The organism is Shewanella sp. Isolate8 (assembly GCF_022398495.1).
In the GTDB taxonomy this organism is placed as follows: Bacteria; Pseudomonadota; Gammaproteobacteria; order Enterobacterales; family Shewanellaceae; genus Shewanella; species Shewanella aquimarina.
The window spans coordinates 1,452,588-1,470,408 of sequence record NZ_JAKEVI010000001.1; the positions used below are offsets into that span (position 1 = coordinate 1,452,588).

The 17,821-nt window shown below is 53.0% G+C and carries 17 protein-coding genes; 10 read left to right on the forward strand and 7 right to left on the reverse strand.

Translation table 11 applies throughout. The features are described 5' to 3' along the window. Positions 1–188 precede the first annotated feature (188 nt). Genes L1D43_RS06450 through L1D43_RS06470 form a run of 5 tightly spaced genes read left to right on the forward strand, consistent with a single transcriptional unit; the run spans position 189 to position 4,225 of the window. A complete protein-coding gene (locus L1D43_RS06450) occupies positions 189–347 on the forward strand; it encodes a periplasmic nitrate reductase, NapE protein (protein WP_239850383.1) in 159 nt (52 codons plus the stop codon). Between the two features lie 39 nt (positions 348–386). Beyond that, positions 387–644 carry a chaperone NapD gene (locus L1D43_RS06455; RefSeq protein WP_041406610.1) on the forward strand — a complete coding sequence of 86 codons (258 nt, stop codon included), beginning with the start codon at positions 387–389 and terminating at the stop codon, positions 642–644. Positions 645–646: 2 nt separating this feature from the next. Continuing rightward, the gene (gene napA / locus L1D43_RS06460; RefSeq protein WP_239851058.1) at positions 647–3,136 is read left to right on the forward strand and encodes a nitrate reductase catalytic subunit NapA; all 2,490 of its coding nucleotides are present in this window, start codon (positions 647–649) and stop codon (positions 3,134–3,136) included. An 11-nt stretch (positions 3,137–3,147) separates the two neighbouring features. Further along, positions 3,148–3,627, forward strand: a complete 480-nt coding sequence (locus tag L1D43_RS06465; protein WP_239850384.1) for a nitrate reductase cytochrome c-type subunit — start codon at positions 3,148–3,150, stop codon at positions 3,625–3,627. Between the two features lie 10 nt (positions 3,628–3,637). Continuing rightward, entirely contained in the window at positions 3,638–4,225 is a 588-nt protein-coding gene (locus L1D43_RS06470) for a cytochrome c3 family protein (RefSeq protein WP_160793176.1), read from the forward strand. 97 nt (positions 4,226–4,322) lie between these two features. Here the strand turns inward: L1D43_RS06470 and L1D43_RS06475 are convergent, their stop codons facing one another. Continuing rightward, positions 4,323–5,243 (reverse strand): LysR family transcriptional regulator, encoded by a 921-nt coding sequence (locus tag L1D43_RS06475; protein WP_239850385.1) that lies wholly within the window; start codon positions 5,241–5,243, stop codon positions 4,323–4,325. 336 nt (positions 5,244–5,579) lie between these two features. Between L1D43_RS06475 and L1D43_RS06480 the strand changes: the two genes are divergently transcribed. Continuing rightward, positions 5,580–6,062, forward strand: coding sequence for an excinuclease (locus L1D43_RS06480; protein WP_345773697.1), 483 nt, complete (start codon positions 5,580–5,582; stop codon positions 6,060–6,062). Between the two features lie 146 nt (positions 6,063–6,208). Here the strand turns inward: L1D43_RS06480 and ilvN are convergent, their stop codons facing one another. The 5 genes from ilvN to L1D43_RS06505 form a co-directional block, all read right to left on the reverse strand. Further along, the gene (ilvN, locus tag L1D43_RS06485; RefSeq protein ID WP_011865573.1) at positions 6,209–6,703 is read right to left on the reverse strand and encodes an acetolactate synthase small subunit; all 495 of its coding nucleotides are present in this window, start codon (positions 6,701–6,703) and stop codon (positions 6,209–6,211) included. Next, complete coding sequence (locus L1D43_RS06490; RefSeq protein WP_239850386.1) at positions 6,703–8,424, reverse strand: acetolactate synthase 3 large subunit; 1,722 nt, start codon at positions 8,422–8,424, stop codon at positions 6,703–6,705. The genes ilvN and L1D43_RS06490 overlap by 1 nt, the downstream gene beginning before the upstream one ends. 362 nt (positions 8,425–8,786) lie before the next feature. Further along, entirely contained in the window at positions 8,787–10,010 is a 1,224-nt protein-coding gene (locus tag L1D43_RS06495; RefSeq protein WP_239850387.1) for a multidrug effflux MFS transporter, read from the reverse strand. Between the two features lie 296 nt (positions 10,011–10,306). After that, the gene (locus L1D43_RS06500; protein ID WP_239850388.1) at positions 10,307–11,179 is read right to left on the reverse strand and encodes a class II glutamine amidotransferase; all 873 of its coding nucleotides are present in this window, start codon (positions 11,177–11,179) and stop codon (positions 10,307–10,309) included. Positions 11,180–11,686: 507 nt separating this feature from the next. After that, the gene (locus L1D43_RS06505) at positions 11,687–12,340 is read right to left on the reverse strand and encodes a glutathione S-transferase (protein ID WP_239850389.1); all 654 of its coding nucleotides are present in this window, start codon (positions 12,338–12,340) and stop codon (positions 11,687–11,689) included. Between the two features lie 238 nt (positions 12,341–12,578). Here L1D43_RS06505 and L1D43_RS06510 point away from each other — a divergent pair, with 238 nt between their 5' ends. The 4 genes from L1D43_RS06510 (at position 12,579) to L1D43_RS06525 (ending at position 16,987) form a co-directional block, all read left to right on the forward strand. After that, a complete protein-coding gene (locus L1D43_RS06510; protein ID WP_239850390.1) occupies positions 12,579–13,559 on the forward strand; it encodes a rhodanese-related sulfurtransferase in 981 nt (326 codons plus the stop codon). 846 nt (positions 13,560–14,405) lie between these two features. After that, positions 14,406–14,885: a transcriptional regulator SlyA gene (gene slyA, locus L1D43_RS06515; RefSeq protein WP_239850391.1), complete on the forward strand. Its 480-nt coding sequence runs from the start codon at positions 14,406–14,408 to the stop codon at positions 14,883–14,885. 5 nt (positions 14,886–14,890) lie between these two features. Beyond that, the gene (locus tag L1D43_RS06520; RefSeq protein WP_239850392.1) at positions 14,891–15,949 is read left to right on the forward strand and encodes an HlyD family secretion protein; all 1,059 of its coding nucleotides are present in this window, start codon (positions 14,891–14,893) and stop codon (positions 15,947–15,949) included. Between the two features lie 9 nt (positions 15,950–15,958). Beyond that, positions 15,959–16,987 carry a DUF2955 domain-containing protein gene (locus L1D43_RS06525; protein ID WP_041511438.1) on the forward strand — a complete coding sequence of 343 codons (1,029 nt, stop codon included), beginning with the start codon at positions 15,959–15,961 and terminating at the stop codon, positions 16,985–16,987. A gap of 24 nt (positions 16,988–17,011) precedes the next feature. On the opposite strand, the gene L1D43_RS06530 is transcribed toward L1D43_RS06525, so the two are convergent. Further along, positions 17,012–17,815 carry a slipin family protein gene (locus L1D43_RS06530; RefSeq protein ID WP_239850393.1) on the reverse strand — a complete coding sequence of 268 codons (804 nt, stop codon included), beginning with the start codon at positions 17,813–17,815 and terminating at the stop codon, positions 17,012–17,014. Positions 17,816–17,821 lie beyond the last annotated feature (6 nt).

Sequence of the window (17,821 nt, forward strand, 5' to 3'; positions counted from 1 at the left end):
AAAAGGATGATCCAGATCAAACCTGCATGGAATTTACCGATTTAGGGGTATACAGAATGTTAAGAAGTTATTGATACCATAAAAAACAGGAAGAAAAGTATGGTCTTTAATGTTTGATTGACACAATCCAACCAGAAGTAGACCAACTTTATCTGCTATGAAAACCGGCATGACCCGTTGGAGGATGCATGAGTTCCACATCTAATGAAGAGAAAAGTTTAGAGCTAAAAATATTTGTGTTTCTAACCGTTTTTCTTGCTCCCCTGCTGTCAGTGTTACTCGTTTCTGGTTTGGGCTTTGCTATCTGGTTTAGCCAGATACTTACTGGCCCACCAGGTGCAGGTTAACCCACTGTATTCGAACAATTATTAAGAGTGAAAATGTCAATGAGCAATGAACTTCACGTCACCAGTTTAGTGGTTCAGGTTAAGCCTGAATTTATGTCCAGTGTCAGACAGACAATCATGAAGATGGAAAACGCAGAGTTGTCTGTTAACGATGAGGTCAAGTTGGTGGTTGTGCTGGAAGGCATGACCCAGAAGGGCCTGATGGCTGATATTGAGGCGATCAACAAGATTGAGGGCGTGCTGTCCGCAGCCATGGTGTATCACCAAAGTGAAGTGCTTGAAGAGGTTGAAAAATGAAGATGAATCGACGCGAATTTATGAAGGCAAATGCGGCCATGGCCGCTGCCTCGGTGGCTGGTTTGGCCTTGCCCGCAACGGCAAGCAACCTAATTACCAGTTCAGAGCAGACTAAACTTGAGTGGAACAAGGCACCTTGTCGTTTCTGCGGTACAGGTTGTTCAGTGATCGTTGCCACCCGCGATGGCAAAGTGGTGGCCACCCATGGTGACGCCGAGAGTGAGGTGAACCGTGGTCTTAACTGTATCAAGGGTTACTTCCTGTCTAAGATCATGTATGGCAAAGACAGACTGCAGACACCTATGCTGCGTATGACCAATGGTAAATACGACAAGCACGGCGAATTTACACCGGTAAGCTGGGATACTGCCTTCGACACCATGGCTGAGAAGTGGAAAGCCACCATCAAGAAGAAGGGCCCAACCGCTATCGGTATGTTCGGCTCAGGCCAGTGGACCGTTTGGGAAGGTTATGCCGCCTCTAAGCTGATGAAGGCCGGTTTTGGCTCTAACAACATCGACCCGAACGCCCGTCACTGTATGGCGTCAGCTGTAGGTGGCTTCATGCGTACCTTCGGTATCGATGAGCCTATGGGTTGTTATGATGACATGGAAAACGCCGATGCCTTCGTGCTTTGGGGTTCTAACATGGCCGAGATGCATCCTATCCTCTGGAGCCGTGTCACCGACCGTCGTTTGAGCGCGCCTCATGTTAAGGTGTCTGTGCTGTCTACCTTCACCCACAGAAGCTTTGACCTTGCCGATCTGGGTATCGTCTTCACGCCGCAGACCGACCTGGCCATCCTAAACTTCATTGCCAACTACATCATTCAGAACGATGCGGTAAATTGGGATTTCGTCAATAAGCACGTCAACTTCCGCAAGGGTGAGACCGATATCGGCTACGGCCTGCGTCCAAGCCACCCGCTGCAACAGAAAGCCAAGAACGTTAAGACCGCAGGTAAGTCTACCCCAATCGAGTTTGACGCCTTCAAGGCCTTCGTTGCCGATTACGATGTTGCCTCTGTCAGCAAGCTTTCAGGTGTACCGGAAGATAAGCTGATTGAACTGGCTAAACTCTACGCCGATCCAAATACCAAGGTGACCTCATTCTGGACCATGGGCTTCAACCAACATACCCGTGGCGTGTGGTGTAACAACCTGATGTATAACATTCACCTGCTAACAGGTAAGATTTCGACGCCGGGTAACAGCCCATTCTCGCTGACTGGTCAGCCTTCGGCTTGTGGTACCGCCCGTGAAGTGGGTACCTTCTCGCATCGCTTACCGGCAGACCTGGTAGTGAAAAACCCAGAGCACAGAAAGATTGCCGAGAAGATCTGGAAGATCCCAGATGGCATCATTCCACCTAAGCCTGGCTATCACGCGGTTGAGCAGAACCGTCGCCTCAAAGATGGTGACATCAATGCTTACTGGGTGCAGGTGAACAACAACATGCAGGCCGGCCCGAACATTAATGAAGAAGGTCTACCTGGCTACCGTAACCCTGAAAACTTCATTGTGGTATCAGATGCTTACCCAACTGTAACCACTCAGGCTGCCGACCTTATTCTGCCTACTGCCATGTGGGTTGAGAAAGAGGGTGCCTATGGTAACGCCGAGCGTCGTACCCAGTTCTGGCATCAGATGGTGAAGGCACCTGGCGAGTCTCGCTCGGATCTGTGGCAATTGATGGAGTTCTCTAAGCGCTTCACCACAGATGAAGTTTGGCCAAAAGAAGTACTGGCGGCGAACCCTCAGTACAAGGGCAAGACACTGTTCCAGGTACTTTACCAAAACGGTAACGTGGATAAGTTCCCGCTCGAACAGGCCGATCCTAAGTACATGAACGATGAAGCCAAGCACTTTGGTTACTATGTACAAAAAGGTCTATTTGAAGAGTACGCCACCTTCGGTCGCGGCCATGGTCACGATTTGGCAGACTTCGATACCTACCACGAGGTGCACGGCCTGCGCTGGCCAGTGGTTAACGGTAAAGAGACCAAGTGGCGCTTCCGCGAAGGTAGTGACCCTTATGTGAAACCTGGTACTGGCTTCCAGTTCTACGGTAAGCCTGATGGCAAGGCGGTTATCTACGCACTGCCATACGAGCCTGCCGCCGAGTCGCCAGATGAAGAGTTCAACCTCTGGCTCTCTACCGGTCGCGTGTTGGAGCACTGGCACTCAGGTTCTATGACACAGCGTGTACCTGAGCTGTACCGCGCCTTCCCGGATGCCGTCTGCTTCATGCATCCAGATGACGCCAAGAAACGCGGCCTGCGTCGTGGCGACGAGGTGAAGGTGGTTTCTCGCCGCGGTGAGATCAAGACACGTGTCGAGACCCGTGGCCGTAACAAGCCGCCTGTCGGTCTGGTCTTTGTGCCTTGGTTCGATGCCAGCCAGCTGATTAACAAGGTGACGCTAGATGCGACGGATCCTTTGTCTAAACAGACTGACTTTAAGAAGTGCGCAGTTAAAGTAGTTAAGGCATAAGGAGAATCACCATGAAATCATTGAAACTTGTAACCTTGGCGACTCTGGTGACTCTCTCGGTCGGTGCGACCTTTAGCAGCCTGGCTGCCAGCGTGCCCGAAGAGAAGCTTGCCACCCTCAGGCAGGCGCCATTGAACACTAACCCGACACCACCTGTGATGCAGAAGGTGCGTAACACAGACGTTAAGCAGGTGCGTAACTATCCGATGCAGCCGCCGGTGATCCCTCACAAGATCGACGGCTACCAGATAGACCTTAAGGTGAATAAGTGTATGTCTTGCCACGCTCGCAAGCGTGTCGGGGATTCACAGGCACCTATGGTGAGTGTCACTCACTACATGGACAGGGAAAACAACTTCTTAGCGGATCTGTCTCCACGTCGCTATTTCTGTACTCAGTGCCATGTGCCACAGCTGGATGCGAAAACCATGGTCGATAATGAATTTATCGATATCGACCACCTGATTAAAGCTGAAGCTGTTAAGCACTAGGAGCGGCCCTATGTTAGATAAGTTGAAAAAGATCTGGCAGGTATTAAGAAAACCCAGCGTGCACTTTAGCTTAGGTTTTCTCACCTTGGGTGGCTTCGTCGCTGGGGTGATCTTCTGGGGGGGATTTAACACCGCCCTGGAAGCCACTAACCAGGAAGCCTTCTGTATCGGCTGTCACGAGATGGAAAATAACGTGTATCAGGAACTCAAGTCGACGATACACTTTACCAACCGTAGTGGTGTGCGTGCGACCTGTCCGGATTGTCACGTCCCCCATAACTGGACAGACAAGATCGCCCGTAAGATGCAGGCCTCTAAAGAAGTTTGGGGCAAGATATTCGGCACCATCAATACTCGTGACAAGTTTGAGGCCAAGCGCCGCGAATTGGCAGAGCATGAATGGGAACGACTGAAGGCCAACGATTCGCTTGAATGTCGTAACTGCCACAATTTCGACTACATGGACTTTACTCGTCAATCGACACGTGCGGCCAATATGCACTCCACGTCATTGGCCAGTGGCGAGAAGACCTGTATCGATTGTCATAAGGGTATTGCTCACCACTTACCTGATATGAAAGGGGTCGAAGGCTTCTAGTTAAGCCTGCTAGTTGGGCATTAGCGCTTAAGACACCATCTCCAAGTAAAAACGCCAGCATTCATCTCGCTGGCGTTTTTTTTGTTTGTATATGGGGTCATGCTTGCACTGTGTCGATGATCAGCTCTCTGAGCCAACGGTGGCTGGGATCGAGATCGAAATGTTTGTGCCAGAGCAGCACATAGGTGCCGGGCACCATCTCGGTGGGGATCGGCAGGGTGACCAGCTTAAATTGGCCCATCATCTCTTTGGCGTACTTAGCCGGTGAACAGAGGATAAGGTCGCTCTGCTCACACAGCTGCATGGCGCTGTTGAAGTCGGTGAGGTTAACGGCGATGTCCCGCTTGAGGTGCTTTATCTTTAGTACGTCGTCTAATAGCCAGTGGGAGATCCCGCCGAAGGTCACCTGCAGGTGGCGATATTTGAGGAAGGTACTCAGGTTCCATTCTTCGTTGAGTAGCGGATGACCTTCCCGCACCATGGCGAGCGAGTGATCCCTGGTCAGCTCGACGAAACGTAGGGCGTCGGGGAGATTGTTGACGTGCTGCAGCGAGCGCTCGTCCCACTCCCGGCAGGCGATGCCAAGATCTGTGTCGCATCTTAGCAGGCGCTCCATGCTCTCGCTGTGCCAGGTGTGGCTGTCTAGGGTGATCTTAGGCGCCTGCTTGAGCAGCTTAGGCATGAAACGCGGGTAGGTCAGCGAGTAGGCGGTCTCCACCAGCTCGAGGCGAAAGCGTCTGTGGCTCTTGGAAGGATCGAAGTCGCTTGGCCGAGTGAGGGAGGAGACCTGACTCAAGATCTGACGGATCTCTGGCCCCAGCTGTTTGGCCTTGGGCGTCGGGCGCAGGCCATGTGCTGTGCGCTCGAACAGCTGGTCGTCGAAGGATTCTCTGAGCTTGTTGAGCTGCTTGCTGACCGCCGACTGGCTAAGATGCAGGCGCTCTGCTGCGGCGGTGACGCTCTGCTCCTCGAGCAACACCTCCAGCAGGGGAAGCAGGTTAAAGTCGAATGCTTTCAATGGGAATTCCGTTAGGGGATGGCGTTAACTGCTGCCATGATAGCCAGCTGGCAGGTTTTTAGGTAGCCCTATCTCAAAGTTTGCCTATTTATCTGTTTATCTACCTATTTACCTATTTACCTAGGGCCATGGAGTTGGTTATGCTCGGCGATTCCACGGTGTTTGCCTTTGGCTGTGTTTGCCTTTGGCTGTGTATGCCTAATCTGGCATTAATCTAGCGCGCCGGGAAATAAGTTGGACGCTGACGCGTTGTCAGTCTGGTAATGTAATGGAAGCGCTAGTGTGAACTAGTGCGCGGCGTGAGGGTTAACTCATGCCAAATCAACGGAATTTGTAATGATGAAAAAGATACTGCTTGTAGGTTTGACCTCTCTGACTCTATGTTCGCCGCTGGCCTTTGCCAGAGACGATGTCGGCAACTATAACATCGCTTCTGTGCTGAATTCAGATATGGCCAAGTCAAAGCTGGGTAGCGACATCAGCTTCTACTTTGGTGAGCAGGCCTATGGCGAGCCACTACAGAAACTGGGTGAGCTGAAGACCAATAAGAAGACCAATGCGTTTAATAAATCCGACCAGGAAGCCTGTGAATGGGTGTTTCTGTCGGCGATGATTGCACTTAAAAACAGTGCCGTGAAGCAGGGCGGCAACGCAGTGGTGAATATCAAGTCTAACTATAAGAACAACCTGACCTCGAGCGAAGAGACCTTCCAGTGTGGCGCCGGCGCCCTGATGGCCGGGGTTGCGCTCACAGGTGAGGTGGTTAAGCTGCCCGAGAGTGCTAGTTCTGATAGCGCTAAGCCCGAAAACATTAAATAAATCGTTTGATAGCCAAGGCCCGTCTTGAGTTATGATTCTTGGTTTAGGGCTATTGGGTTGAGGCTTTTCGTTCAAAATAATAAAAACGCCAGCAAATGCTGGCGTTTTTTGTGCTTATTGATTAGTCGCTAACGATTGGGTATGCGCTAGGCGCGCATCGCCTTCTCGCCGCGGCACAGACCGACCACTCCTGAGCGGGAGACCTCGATCACCTTAGTGACCTCGCCGATGGCGGCGATGAAGGCGTCGAGCTTATCCGAGGTACCGGCCATCTGAATGGTGTAGAGCTCGGAGGTGACATCCACTATCTGACCGCGGAAGATATCGGCGGTGCGTTTCACCTCTTCGCGACCCGCGCCCTTGGCTTTCACCTTGATCAGCGCCAGTTCGCGCTCAATATGGCTGGACTCGGTAATGTTAGATACCTTGAGAATGTCGATAAGCTTATGCAGCTGCTTCTCAATCTGCTCCAGCACCGCCTCGTCGGCTACTAAGGTGATGTTAAGTCTGGACAGGGTGACATCGTCCGTGGGCGCCACCGTCAGGCTCTCGATGTTATAACCGCGCTGAGAGAAAAGGCCTACCACACGGGATAGGGCGCCGGGCTGGTTTTCGAGTAATACAGAAATAATTCGACGCATTAGCTTTTCTCCGTCTTGCTTAGCCACATTTCATTCATCCCGCCACCGCGGATCTGCATTGGGTAGACATGCTCTGTCTCATCGACGCTGATGTCGACAAAGACCAGCTTGTCCTTCATGGCTAGGGCCTTCTCTAGCCCGGCTTCCAGCTCGGCAGGGTCGCTGATGGTCATGCCCACGTGGCCGTAGGCCTCGGCTATCTTGGCGAAGTTCGGCACTGAGTCCATGTAGGAGTGGGAGTGACGACCCGAGTAGATCATATCCTGCCACTGCTTCACCATACCGAGGAAACGGTTGTTTAAGTTGATGATTTTGACCGGCGTATCGTATTGTAGGGCGGTGGATAGCTCCTGAATATTCATCTGAATCGAGCCATCGCCCGTGACACAGATAACCGTCTCGTCCGGCTTGGCCATCTTCACCCCCATGGCGGCCGGTAAGCCAAAGCCCATGGTGCCCAGGCCGCCCGAGTTGATCCAGCGTCTTGGCTTGTTGAAGGGGTAGTAGAGGGCGGCAAACATCTGGTGCTGGCCCACGTCAGAGGCCACATAGGCATCGCCATTGGTCAGCTTGTGCAGTGTCTCGATCACCTGCTGTGGCTTAATGCGCTCGCTGCTCTTGTCATAGGCCAGGCTGTTGCGGCTGCGCCATTGGTTGATCTCGCTCCACCAGTAGTCGATGGCGCCTTCATCGTTTTTCATCGATGGCTCATCGTCCAGCAGGGCTAGCATGTCGTCGAGCACGCTGTCGGCCGAGCCGACGATGGGGATATCCACCCTGACCGTCTTCGAGATGGAAGAGGGGTCGATGTCGATATGCAGTATGGTGGCGTTGGGGCAATATTTTTCCACATTATTAGTGGTGCGATCGTCGAACCTCACGCCGATGCCGAAGATAAGGTCGGCATTGTGCATCGCCATGTTGGCCTCATAGCAGCCATGCATGCCGAGCATGCCGACGCTGTTGGCGTGGGTGCCGGGAAAGGCGCCCAATCCCATTAGGGTGCTGACGACCGGCAGGCCGAGTCTATCCGAAAGCTTAAGTATTTGCTGGTCTGCGCCCGAGATCACCGCGCCGCCGCCCACATAGAGTACAGGCTTCTTGGCCTTTAGCAGGGCCTGCAGGCCGCGGCGGATCTGTCCCTTATGACCCGAGGTGGTCGGGTTATAAGAGCGCATGTTGATCGCCTCTGGATACTGGTATTCGTGCAATATTTGCGGGTTGAGGCAATCCTTGGGAATGTCTACCACCACTGGGCCGGGACGACCGGTAGAGGCGATGTAGAAGGCCTTCTTGATGATGGCCGGAATATCCTTGGCGTCTGTCACCAGGAAGCTGTGTTTCACCACGGGGCGGGAGATACCTATCATGTCGCATTCCTGGAAGGCATCATTACCTATTAAGTTGCTGGGTACCTGACCCGAGAGAACAACTAAAGGGATGGAGTCCATGTAGGCGGTGGCGATGCCTGTGATGGCATTGGTGGCGCCTGGGCCAGAGGTAACCAGTACCACGCCCACCTTGCCGGTGGCGCGGGCATAGCCATCAGCCATGTGTACGGCCGCCTGTTCGTGGCGCACGAGAATATGTTCTATGCCGGATTTTTGGTGCAGGGCATCGTAAATATCGAGTACCGAGCCACCTGGGTAGCCGAAAATGTGTTTAACGCCTTCATCGATTAATGATCGGACGATCATGCTGGCGCCGGAAAGTTTTTCCATTGGTGATCCCTCTTAAGTTACCGCGACGGTATGCAGTATCTTGATACAGCGACGGTAATCGCTCTAAACATAGAGTCTGGAGGGTAATCCAGACTCGCGCTTCACCCTAAAGCGGTCGGCTTGGGGTGACTGTTGCCAATGAACAGAATTTCATCATATTCAATAGATGAATGAATTCAAGCCTTTTATGAGCAATCTATGCCAAGTTGAGTAAAACTCAACATCGACACGCTCTCGAAGCAGTCTAGAGTGACTGTTTGATGGGCTTTGGACGGCGTTTATAGCGTCAAGACGGGCGAATTAGACTTTAGTCTCAGTGATCGCCGCCTTGAAGAGGGCGGCGATCACACAGAGTTTCATGGTTATAACGATTTTTGCTGGGAATGCGCCAGAAACTGACAAAGACCGACCAATAGCACGGCACCTAGCATCAGCGCCGAGAAGGGCACTGCGGTGCCCGTGTAGAAGAGTGCCAGCAGCGGCCCGGCCAGGGCGCCAAAGCCAAATCTCAATGTGCCGATCACCGCGGTTGCCGTGCCGGTTTCCTGCTGAAACTTCATCAGCACTATGGCGTCGGCATTGACCGACATCACCCCAAGGAAACCCATGAAGGGAATAAGCGCCGCGACGGTAAAATGATAGCTGAGGCCGAGCAGGTTAACGCTCAGCAGGCACAGACCAGCGACGGTCGCCAGCAGAGTAGATACCTTGAGCATACGCCGCGAGCCATATTTGACCACGATGCGACTGTTGATCACATTGGCCAGCATCAGGGCACCGACATTGGTGCTGAAGAGGATGGCAAACAGGCTCTTATCCAGCGCAAACACCTCCATATAGACAAACGGCGAGGCGGTGAGGTAGCAGAAAAACGCAAACGAGGTCATCACGCCGCTGGCGATATGCAACTTGACGCCGGGTTTGGTAAACACCACCGCATAGGCGCCGAAGAAGGAGCGCTGGCTACGTGCGCCCGAATGAGTATCGCTAGGCATCCGCAGCTTGGTCAGTACTAGAACCAGCAGCAAGCTGGCATAGAAGGCCAAAATGAAGAAGATCAGGTGCCAATCACCCAGCTCGAGGATCAGACTGCCCATGGTGGGCGCAATAAGCGGTGCCAGCATCATGATCAGGCTGACATAGGACATCCCCTTGGCGGTATTCTTGCCATAGACCTCTTTGATGTAGCCGGGGACTACTACCGTGGCGGCGGCGCCGATGAAGGCCTGAATGAATCTTAGGCCCAGGAACACCTCGACGCTGGTGACGAAGGCCAGTGCCAGACTGATCAAGCCAAAGCCGGTTAAGCCGAACAGCACCAAGGGGCGGCGACCGATGCGGTCGGCAATGGGGCCGAAGGTAAGCATACCCATGGCATAGCCGGCCAGATAGAGACTCAAAGATTGCTGCACCGTGGTGACACTGGAATGAAAGCTGCTGGCCAGGGTCGACATGGCCGGCAGGTACATGTCGATCGCCAGCGGTGTTATGGCCACTATGGCCGATAACATGGGGATCAATAGGGTGAGATTAGGGATACCCTGGGTTTGGATAGGCTCAGATGACGGGATCGACGCTTTGTTCACTCATACCTCTTGTGACCGATTTAAGACAATTTGTGGGGGTGATAACAGGTGATGGGGATGTTATCTGGGAGAAGATCGATTGTACGGGATCTCTCAGGACAAAGGCCAATGCTTTATTGTGCTTTGGCCTCTGGCTGAGGAGGCGATTTGTAACAAAACCTTGCTGCAGGCATTGACGGTGTTGATCGCCTGATTGGCTAAAAGCTCAGTTCAAAGCCCAGTTCAAAAAGCTCCGCTTATAGCTCGGCTTAGATGTTGGCCTAGATGTTGGCCTAGATGTTGGCTTAGATGTTGGCTTAGATATCGGCCTGAAAGGGTAAATCCAACCGACGCTGACTGACCCGCTCGTTAGCGACAGCGCTGACCATGTGATTACGCTCGACCTTGACCCAGTGATCGCTCTCATCTGTGGGGGGCTCAGAGCAGATGATGATACAGGCATCGTCATTATCATGGGGCACAAAGTCGATACCCTCTTGGCAAAGGCGGACTTCTCCCCGACCAAAGAAGAGCGAGGCGGGTTTGACCCCTTCGAGGGTAGCGAAGCGGGTCACGACCGTGTGCCTGCCGTCGGTGACCGCAAAGTTGATGAAGGCGTTGGTATCTGCGCCGGCAGCCTTACGCAGCGTCATGATAGTGGCTATGGTTTCCTCCATCGCCTGTTCCAGCTGACTCAGACTGGCCTGCTCGGCAAATTCCAGCTTATCCATGAAGAGGGCGAAGGCATATTCCGAATCTGTGTTGCCCTTGATCAGGCTAAAGGCCCGATCCGAGAGCTGATTGAGCAGTTGACGACGAAACTTATCGAACTGATCCAGGCGGCCGTTGTGCATCCACAGATAATGCATGCAGGAGAAGGGGTGGCAGTTCGCCTGGCTAACCGGCATCCCCTTGGAGGCATCGCGCACGTGGGCAAAGTAGTGTTGCGTCTCCACCTTCTCGGCAATCATCTTGAGGTTGCGATTACTCCAGGCGGGGTCCACATTCACAAACGTCGCCGGGATGGGGTCATCCTGGGTGGGGTACCAGCCCAGGCCAAAGCCATCGGCGTTGGTGGGCACCTTACGCTTCTGAGCATACTTGCTCTGCATCACCAGTGAGTTGGAGGCCTGAAAGATCAGGGGAGACATCAAGGCCTTCGGGCCGCTATAGGTTAAAAATCTGCACATGGACTCTTTATCCAAAATCATACCGAGTCAAAATTTAGCGCGAATCATGCAAGTGACAAAGATAAATTTACACCAGAGCCAAATTTTCTATCTGCCTGTCGTTAAACTGTTATCTTGAGGCCATGAATTCATCTTATCCCCGCCTTAGCTTTGCGCCATTTATAGCCTGTTTGTTTTCCTTTGTGAGGAGCTTACTTGGGCGTACACAGGGCAAGAATTAGCGAATGAAAAACAACATGAAAAAAACGGTAATAGCACTGCTAGTGGCGACAATGGGGCTGGCGGCGCGAGCGGTAAGCCGCTGCTGATCATAGGCAATGAGGTGAGCGGCAGCACCAGCATGTATCGGCTGTCATTGCAGCGATAGTGCACTGTGACGTCAGCAGCTTATGTAAGCAACTTATGCAAGAACTGATATAAGAACTGATATAGGAACTTATGTAATCGAGTTAGGTTGAAGCTGATTTATAGATGAGTATAGGCGCCTAAGGGCGCCTTTTTTGTCGGTTATTGCTGGAGCAGGGCGAAGCTCTCACCACTGTCTAGCCAGGTGGGATATTTTTTCATGACCGCGTTAAAGGCTGTGCTTTGCAGATGAGCGTTTAACCAGGCGCGCACCTTAGGGTAGGGAGCTTGTTGCCACCAGTGATTATCGACGTGGGCGAACTGGCGCACGAAGGGGAAGATGGCATAGTCAGCTATACTAGCAGCGTCTGACACGAGCTGGTCATGTTCGCTTAGCCTGGCTTCTAACAGGGCAATGAATCGCTCGCCCTGGGCGCGATAATCTTCTTGGCTCTGCTCTGGGTGGCGATCGGCGTATTTATACTTGTCTAGCCAGGGCTTAAAGCTATTATCGTTTGCATCGATCAGTGCCATGGCGGCTTGTTGCAGGCTAGGCTCATGGGTGAGAAGTAGGGCGTGTTTTCCCTGCTTGGCGAGCGCCCATTGCATGATGGCCAGGCTTTCGTCGACCACCCGGCCATCTTCTAAGATCAATACAGGTACTGTGCCCTTGGGGCTGGCCGCTAACATAGGCTCAGGCTTATGTTTGAGTACTATCTCTCTTAATTCCACCTCTTGCCCGGCCAGATACAGGCCCAGGCGGGCACGCATGGCGTAGGGACAACGACGAAACGAATATAAAATGGGGTAGGCCATGGGGTCTCCTTGATTGCTGGCGCTATTCTTCATGGCTTTGGCCTAAATCGCAAGTCCGTTTGCTATTACACTCTTTGGCTGAAAATACCCTTACTTTTTCTGCCTGTTTGTTTAACTGTGATTAAGGTAGAATTCGCCTCCATTTTGCGCTCTGGGTCACTTTGGGTAACCCTTTAAGTGTGAGAGCGTCTATTCATGCACTGGGGATTAAGCCTCAGCGAGCAGTTAAGAGGTTGATATGTCTCAGTTTGTAGTATGTGCGTTATATAAGTTTGTCTCTCTGCCGGATTTTGAGGCCCTGCAGCAGCCTTTGCTGAAGCAGATGGAAGCCTTAGGGATTAAGGGCACCTTGTTGCTGGCCAGCGAAGGGATCAACGGCACGGTCGCCGGCAGCCAGGCAGGTATCAACAGTCTACTGGCCTGGTTAGATGGCCAACCAGGGCTGGATAACATAGTCCATAAACTTTCCTTCGACGATGAAATGCCTTTCTATCGCACGAAAGTGAAGCTGAAGAAAGAGATAGTCACCATGGGGGTCGAAGGCATAGATCCCCGTAAGGTAGTCGGCACCTATGTTAAGCCCAAGGACTGGAACAAGTTGATCTCAGATCCCGAGGTGCTACTTATCGACACCCGCAACGACTATGAAGTCAACATAGGCACCTTCAAGAATGCGGTCGATCCTAAGACGGCAACCTTCAGAGAGTTTCCCGAATACGTGAAGCAGAACCTGGATCCTAAGCAGCATAAGAAGGTGGCCATGTTCTGTACTGGCGGCATCCGCTGTGAGAAATCAACGGCTTACCTGAAAGAGCAGGGGTTCGATGAGGTCTATCACCTAGAGGGTGGCGTGCTCAAGTATCTGGAAGAGGTGCAGCCCGAGGAGAGTCTCTGGGAAGGTGAATGTTTCGTGTTCGACAATCGCGTTGCGGTCAATCATCAGCTGGAGAAGGGCCAGTACGATCAGTGTAATGCCTGCCGTCTGCCGATCACAGAGGAAGACAAGCAGAGCGAGCATTATGTGCAGGGCGTGAGTTGCCCGCATTGCATCGACAAGCTATCCGATAAGCAGCGTAAGCGTTTCGTCGAGCGTGAGCGTCAGGTGCAACTCGCCAAGTCGCGTGGCGAGAGTCATATCGGCAGCGACGTGAAGCAGGTGATCGAGCAGCGCCGTCAGCACAAGGTCGAGCGCAAACAGCGTCAGCAGCCGGAAGGCTAAAAGAAGTCACCGACTCTGCACGACTAGCGCTGAACCTTGGTAAAAATCGGCGCGGCAATGCCCGTGAATACAATGGCCGTGAATATTTGTGGCTGATATTTGTGGCTGATATTTGTGCGCGAATATTTGTGATTAATGGCGAACAGCTTCTATACTTAAAGGGCTGCTAGAGATGAGTTGCATCGGGCGACCTGTCTGCTTGATGAGCAGTATTGGTGAAGATGTAGATAGCCTTTCAGTTTTTAGAGAGTCTGAGCCAATGTATTCAGAGTAAGAAGCAAAGGCGAGTGTTGTGTTATGCAATGCTCGCTTTTTTATTGGCCGCTTTTTACTCGCTAGCGAATCTTATTTGCCCATAGCGAATCTTGTTCCCCCATAGCGAGTCGTGTGGTTTATTTTCCGCCGTGTCTTTTGCGCCCTGAGCCCTAAGGCTTGAGCCTGAGCCAGCCCTACTGAGTGATAGCGAGTCCTTGTCTGCTTGTAGGCTAGAGCTCGGCGTGCTCGTCGGCTATTAGCCTTTTTACCATTCGACAAAATATCGCATCCAATAGACTTATCTCGCCAATTTGCAGCTGGTTATAAGTTGCCTGACAACTATTTCACTTCTTTTGCATCACCGACTAACTGCTTGCGCTTTTTCTGATCCCATCTTGCTCTTATTAGGCTTCGGCTAATGCCCACTTAAGTTGTTATTTCTAAGCGTCTTAAAGGGGGCGAGGGGCTAAGGCACCACGCCCCACATGTAATTTATTTTCATCTTGCCATTTACTTAGCCTGCTAAATAAATATAATGCTTAGCTTGCTAAGTAATTTGCCAGGTGTCACAAGCTTAACGAGGAGGGCGAGATGACAGAGGAAAATCAAGATAGGGCCGAGTCATCCAACGCGGAGCGTGTGGCCAGGCTGGCACGTTTATGGCGCATGGTCGCCGATGCAGAGCTTGCGCCCCTAGGTCTGACCCATAGCCGTTGGGTCGTGCTTTGGAAACTCTATCGCATGGGGCAGGAAACCAGTCAGAAGGCGCTGGCCGAGGCGCTTGAGATAGAGTTGGCGTCCTTAATGCGCACCCTGAGTCAGCTGGAGCAGCAGGCCCTTATAGAGCGTCACTGCTGCGAGCATGACAAGCGCGTGCGTCGCGTCTCCCTGACCCAGGCAGGCCTGGATCTGCTGGCCTTCATTCGACAGCGCATTATCGACCTGCGCGCCGAGCTCTATGCCGGAATCGGTGCCGAAGAGTTAAAGGTCTTCGAGTCGGTACTCAATCGCATTACAGATAACGCCTTCAATAAATTACATCCAACCGCCACAGATAAAGAGGAAAAGTAGTCAGCATGACACCGGATCAGCAATTTGCCCGTTTAGTTAAGTTTGCCAGTATTGGCTTCATCCTGTTGTTTGGTTATTTCCTGGTGGCCGATCTTAAGATGCCCTTGACCACCCAGGCGATGGCGACCCGCACCATTACCCAGGTTGCCCCTCAGGTGAGTGGCCGGGTCGTGTCGGTAGAGGTCAGCAACAACCAGAAGGTGAAGCAAGGCGATCTGCTGTTTAGTTTGGATGCCACCCCCTTTCTGCTGGCCCAGGAACAGGCCGAGTTGGCCCTGGAGCAGGCGAGACAAAATAACGCCGAGTTGGATGCGGCCATTGCCGCCGCCAGTGCGGAGGTGAATGCCAAGGAGATTGCCTATGCGCTTAAGCAGCGAGAGGCTAAGCGTATTCAGTCTCTCTATGCTAACCAGAGTGTGTCTCAGCAGATGATCGACCAGGCGCAGACAGAGGTGAAGGCAAGCCGTTCTCAGCTCTTGGCCGCCAAGGCACAGCTTACCAAGGTGCAGACGCTCAGAGGCTTGCCAGGTGAAGACAATCTCAAGTTGCGTCAGGCCAAGAACCGTCTGTCTCAGGCAAGGTTGGCCCTGAGCTATACCCAGATCCGTGCGCAGCATGATGGTGTGGTGACCAATGTACAGCTGGCCTCGGGCAACATAGTTAATCAGTCGACGCCTGTCATGGCGCTGCTGCTGGACAATGTCGATGTAATAGCCGACTTTCGTGAGAAGAACCTGCGTCATATCACTCCAGGTGCGATCGCGCTGGTGGCCTTCGATGGTCGTCCCGGTGAGCTGTTCAGCGCCAGCGTAAGCAGTGTCGATGCCGGTGTGAGTCAGGCCCAGTTCGATGCCAATGGACGCCTGGCCACGCCAGCTCAGTCAAATCGTTGGGTGCGCGATGCCCAGCGTTTTCGTCTCCACCTCGAGTTAGCGCCCGATGTGGAGATCACCCTGCCTGCTGGGGCTAAGGCGACCGTGCAGCTACAGTCTAACAATGCTGTTTATGAGTTGCTGGCGAAGATGCAGATCAAGTTCATCAGCCTGCTGCATTACATCTACTAGGGGCGCCTTGTGTTAGTTCGTCATCACGCGCTTAGCCGTAACGACCTGCGCCAGTGTTTGCGTATTGCCACTGGTGCCACCCTGGGCTTTCTCAGCTGTAAGGTGCTGGAGTTCAACTACGGGGTCTTCTTTACCGTGCTGCCCATGTTGTTACTTGGCATTCTGCCCAAGATGTCGATGCATGTGGTACGTCAGGTAATGGCCTCCTCTGTCATCGCCATCTTGGAGGTGGCGCTGCTGGCCGAGTATCTGGAGTCCTACCCCTTGTTGATGGCCATGGTGGCCTTCTTACTGTTTCTCTATCGTTTCGCCTGCATGTCACGCGGCAGCCTGTTTCTGTTCGGTGCCACTGGGGTGATCAGCCTGAGTATCATGCTGCATTTTGCCAGTTATCCGGATACCGATGTGGTTGAGCTGGCAAACAATAACTTTATGGGCTGCGCGTTTTCTATCCTGATCGCCTACCTGATGATGTATCTGTTTCCCGACGTCGATGCACGGGCGCCTATGGCAGCCATGCCTAAGGCGCCCCATCGCATGCGTCATGAGGCACTGATGGGGGCAACCATCGCCACCATCTCCTTTGTAGTGTTTCAGGTGTTTGATCTGCGTGATTCTCTGGCGGCCCAGGCGACGACCCTGTTGCTGCTCTTTCCCATGCACTGGAACGGCGCCCTGGGGTACGCCAGACGCCGCGCCATTGGGACAGTGCTGGGGGTGAGTTGTGGTGTCTTGATGCAGTTGCTGCTCTATACCTGGGCTCATGAGCTGGTGCTCTTGCTGCCGCTGTTCTGGTTGGTGACTCTGTTGTTTAGTCAGGCTCACGTGACCGAGGCGATGGGTTCCGGTGTTGGATTTGGCGCCATGACCACCTTGGGCACCCTCTATGGGCAAAACCTGACACCGAATAACGATTTGATCTATAGCAGCTTCTATCGCGCTTCCAGTATCTTAGGCGCCATCGTCTTGACCCTGATGGCCTGTTATCTGGTGCACCTGCTGCTTAATCGATTCGAGGCGACGCGCTTCGGCCATTAATCCTCGGCCACAAGTCTTCGGCCATTAATCTTCGGGTTTCTTAGCCGATGCCTTCTCCTGCTCGCTACCCCGGCCGAGTACACCCTTGAGCAGATCCATTGGTAGCGGGAAGAGGATGGTAGAGTTCTTCTCGCCGGCGATCTCTGTGAGGGTCTGCAGGTAACGCAGCAAGATGGCGTTGGGGGACTTTTTCAGGTTCTGCGCCGCTTCCACTAGCTTGGTTGAGGCTTCCATTTCCCCCGAGGCATGGATCACCTTGGCGCGTCTGATCCGCTCGGCTTCGGCTTGTTTGGCAATGGCGCGCACCATGGTCTCGTTGAGATCCACATGTTTTATCTCGACATTAGAGACCTTGATCCCCCAGCCGTCGGTGCGGCTATCTAGGATGGACTGAATGTCGGTGTTGAGCATGTCACGATTGGCCAGCATCTCATCGAGCTCGTGTTGCCCCAGTACAGAGCGCAATGTGGTCTGCGCCAGCTGCGAGGTGGCCTGCAGATAATCTTCCACGTTGATGATCGCCTTCTGGGCATCGATCACCCGAAAGTAGATCACCGCATTGACCTGTACCGAGACGTTGTCGCGACTGATCACATCCTGAGTCGGCACATCCATCACCACGGTGCGCAGATCCACGCGCACCATTTGTTGTATCAGGGGGATCACTATGATGAGGCCTGGGCCCTTGACCCGGTAGAAGCGTCCCAACATGAAGATCACCCCGCGCTCATATTCGCGCAATATCTTGAAGGTGCTGATCAGCAGTGACACCAGCAGGAAGATAAGGGCGACGAAGAACAGCTGGGTATTGTAGGCTAAGGCTTCCATGGTTAC